Source organism: Bradyrhizobium sp. (assembly GCF_049519115.1).
Classification (GTDB): domain Bacteria; phylum Pseudomonadota; class Alphaproteobacteria; order Rhizobiales; family Xanthobacteraceae; genus Bradyrhizobium.
This window is the reverse complement of the sequence record NZ_JBEKRB010000168.1, coordinates 1-3,554: the sequence shown is the minus strand read 5'-3', so window position 1 is coordinate 3,554 and position 3,554 is coordinate 1. Positions and strand designations below refer to the sequence as shown.

Below are 3,554 nucleotides of genomic sequence, written 5' to 3'. Positions count from 1 at the left end.
ACTGAGAACAACTCCAGCCCTGATAGGGTCGGCGGCGCTTACGAAGACGATCGGGATCGTGGCGGTCGCCGCCTTTGCTACCTTAGCCGGTTCACTACCGCCGGTGGCTACGATCACGGCAACTTTGCGATCGACAAGTTCGGCGGCCAAGGCGCTCAGGCGGTCGTATTGTCCCTCGGCCGCGCGAACTTCGATCAAAACGTTCTGACCATCAATGTAGCCAGTTTCACACAGGCCAGCGCGGAACGCAGGGGTAAAATGTGCAACGTAGGCTGACGATAGGCTTGCAAGGAAACCGACCACCGGCTTTGCTGTCTGCTGTGTTCGCCCCTCCAGCGGCCAAGCAACCGCTGCCCCGCCGACCAGCGTGATGAAATCGCGCCGCTTCATTCGATCACCTCGTCGGCGCGGGCGAGCAGTGTCGGCGGTACGTCGAGGCCGAGCGCCTTAGCGGTCTTGAGATTGACGACCAAATCAAACTTGGTAGCCTGTTGGATCGGTAATTCTCCCGCCTTATCGCCTCGCAGGATGCGATCTACATATAGCGCAGCCCGCTTGAACAGATCGACTAAATCGCCGCCGTACGACATAAGACCGCCGTCCTTCGTAAAGACGCTCAAAGGATAGACCGCAGGGAGGTTTTGTTGCCTTGCCGATGCAATGATGAGCTTGCGATTGATGGTGTTGAAGGTGTCCGGTAGTATCAAAAGAGAGCCCCCCGGAATAAGCGACAATTTGTTTATGCCTTCTTCAAGCTCGGTAGCGTCGCGTACGCCGATAGGAAAGGCGGCAAATCCGAAAGATGATGCTACCTCCTGAATTATCCGGTTGTACCGCTGCCAGGACGGGTGCTCTACGTGTTGGATAAAACCAACCCGTGTGGTCCGAGGTGCCAACTCTCTAAGGAGGTCCAGCCATTTGGTGCTCATTACGTGTTCAGAACTTGCAAACCCGGTGATGTTTCCACCCGGGTGGGCCAGACTCGCTACGATGCCATCTTCAACGGGATCGGTGAATTGAACGAAAACAATGGGTATGGAGCGCGTAGCTTTTTTTGCTGCCGCCAAACCGGCTGGACTATTGGTAAAAATCACGTCGACCTTTTTGCTCATTACCACTGCGGCCAACTCGTCACTGCGTTTGTTGCTATTCACGTCCCAATAATAATCAAATTGGATATTGGCGTTCTCGATCCATCCTAACTGCTGAAATCCCGAACGAAATGCCTTGTTTCTGGCTTGACCTTCGGCATCTGTTTCAGCGAGACCCATCAGAACGGCCACACGCTTGATTGCGGAGGTTGGTTGCGCCCGTGCTTCTAACGGCCATGCCGCCGCCGCACCGCCGATAAGCGTGATGAAATTGCGGCGCTGCATATCCGTCCCCGAGCTCTGGAGACGGCATCGTAACGGTTCGAACAAGTGCTTGGATAGGCAGAAACGCCGCCTTGAGCGCATTTACTTTGATGGCTGCGAATGTCAGGCGGCTACGGGACGTCCGCCTACTCCGTAAGCGGCCGTGAATCTCCGTAAAGGTTCACGGCAACAGACATTGCACTTTCCTAAAAACGAGCGCGAAATGTAGCTTCGTCGTGACGTTGTCGGGGGAAGCGATGAAAATTCAGCGTCGTCGATTTTTGCATTTGGCGGCGGGTACTTTGCTCTGCCGGCAATGTCTCGCGCCGTAAGGGCGGAAACCTATCCGTCGCGGCCAGTGCGCATTATCGTTGCTGGTGCCGCTGGTAATACGACCGACATCTTCGCGCGCCTGACGGGCAAATGGCTTTCGGAGCGTTTTGGTCAGCCATTTATTATCGAGAACCGTCCAGGCGCCGGTAGCAACATCGGTACTGAGACCGTCGTGCGTGCTCCGGCGGACGGATACACGCTACTTTGGATTGGTGCACCGCAGGTGATAAGTCCAACGCTTTATGACAAGCTCAACTTCAATTTTACCAGCGACATCGCTCCGGTCGCGAGCGTGCTTCGCGTTGCCAATGTCATGGAGGTCAATCCGACATTTCCAGCCAGGACGGTTCCCGAGTTCATAGCCTACGCCAGAGCCAACCCCGGCAAGATAAACTTTGCTTCGCCCGGAACCGGAACCTCGATCCATGTATCGGGAGAACTATTCAAGATGCTGACCAACATCAATATGGTTCACGTACCTTATCGGGGCACAGCAGCCGCACTCACCGATCTTATGGGCGGCCAGGTGCACGTCATGTTTGACAACGTGCCCTCCTCATTCGAGTACATCAAGGACGGTCGGCTGCGCGCACTGGCAGTAACGACCACGTCTCCTTGGGAGGGGCTCCCTGACGTCCCAACCGTTGGGGATTTTGTGCCCGGCTTCGAAGCGAGCTCGATTGCCGGCGTTGGCGCTCCCAAGAACACACCGACCGAGATCATCGCCAAGCTTAACGGTGAGATTAATGCGGGCCTCTCTGATCCGAAATTGAAGTTACGTATTACCGAGCTCGGCGCCACGGCACTCTCGCTCTCGCCAGCCGATTATGGAAGGCTCATTGCCGACGAAGTCGAAAAGTGGGGCAAGGTAGTCAAGTTTGCGGGCGTCAAGCTGGACTGATTTGCGTCGGCCACTTTGGGTCATGAGCGCCATTTTGATGCTCGGCTGATGACTTCCGGCAACCGAACTTCGGACATGCTGCCGCACCGCGCTAACGGGCGCGATGTACCACACGCGGACTCATGCACCGCGGCAATAGGAGCTTCATTCGATGACCTCGTCGGCGCGCATCAACCGCTTACTTCTGCTCCCCCGCACATACAGTCGTCCTGTCTCCGGTTTCGTGTAAACAAGAGGTTCGTTGGAGTGTCGATCGAAGCGTGCTTTGATCTGCTACCCCCGAGCATCCAGCCATTCTGTCCCCAGCACCGTTTGAACAGGAGGTTCGCTGGAGTGTCGATGGCATCGATGTTTGATCTCCTCCCGCGAGCATGAAGTCGTACTGCTACGGGCAGAGGCCGAGTGTCGCTGCTGACTCGGTCCTAACGGTGCTTGGTCTGCTTCGGCTCTTGCCGACTTGTCGTCGCGCTGTCTCCGGCACCGGCGAACAATTAGGCTTGCCGCAGCGTCGGCGGCGCCGCTTCCGCTCCTACAAGACATGCAATCGTTGTGTCCCCAGCGCCGGGCGAACGGGTCGTTGAGTCGGGTGTGTCGTAAAAGCCGATCCAAGCGTGCCTCTATTCGCGGGCGCGAGTCAAAACCTAGGAGCGGTCAACGTTTTTTATTCGAGGCAAGTAAAATCAAGCGGTTACTTACTCCATCGCAAAGACTGAAAGAGTCACCGCCAAACCAACGGTCAAATGGCTCCTGGCTGCTTCTGCTCCCCGCACATCCTGCCCCCAGCACCGTGTGAACAGGAGGTTCGCCGGATGTCGATGGCATCGATGCTTGATCTGCTCCCTCGAGCATGCAGTCGTCCTGCCCCGGGCAGAGGCCGAGCAGGAAGTGTCACTGCTGAGTTGGTCCTAACGGACATGGTCAGCTTCTGCTCGCAAACGCACAGTCGTACGGTCGCCAGCACCAGC

General features: G+C 56.6%; 3 protein-coding genes. 1 reads left to right on the top strand and 2 read right to left on the bottom strand.

Annotation, left to right across the window (positions count from 1 at the left end):
- On the bottom strand, nt 1-390 hold a 390-nt coding region (locus ABSE61_RS36605), incomplete at its 3' end, for an ABC transporter substrate binding protein (RefSeq protein WP_423876025.1).
- The gene (locus ABSE61_RS36600) at nt 387-1,376 is read right to left on the bottom strand and encodes an ABC transporter substrate-binding protein (RefSeq protein WP_423876024.1); all 990 of its coding nucleotides are present in this window, start codon (nt 1,374-1,376) and stop codon (nt 387-389) included. The genes ABSE61_RS36600 and ABSE61_RS36605, both read right to left, overlap by 4 nt.
- 337 nt (nt 1,377-1,713) lie before the next feature.
- Between ABSE61_RS36600 and ABSE61_RS36595 the strand changes: the two genes are divergently transcribed.
- A complete protein-coding gene (locus ABSE61_RS36595; RefSeq protein ID WP_423876023.1) occupies nt 1,714-2,589 on the top strand; it encodes a Bug family tripartite tricarboxylate transporter substrate binding protein in 876 nt (291 codons plus the stop codon).
- Nucleotides 2,590-3,554: the final 965 nt, after the last annotated feature.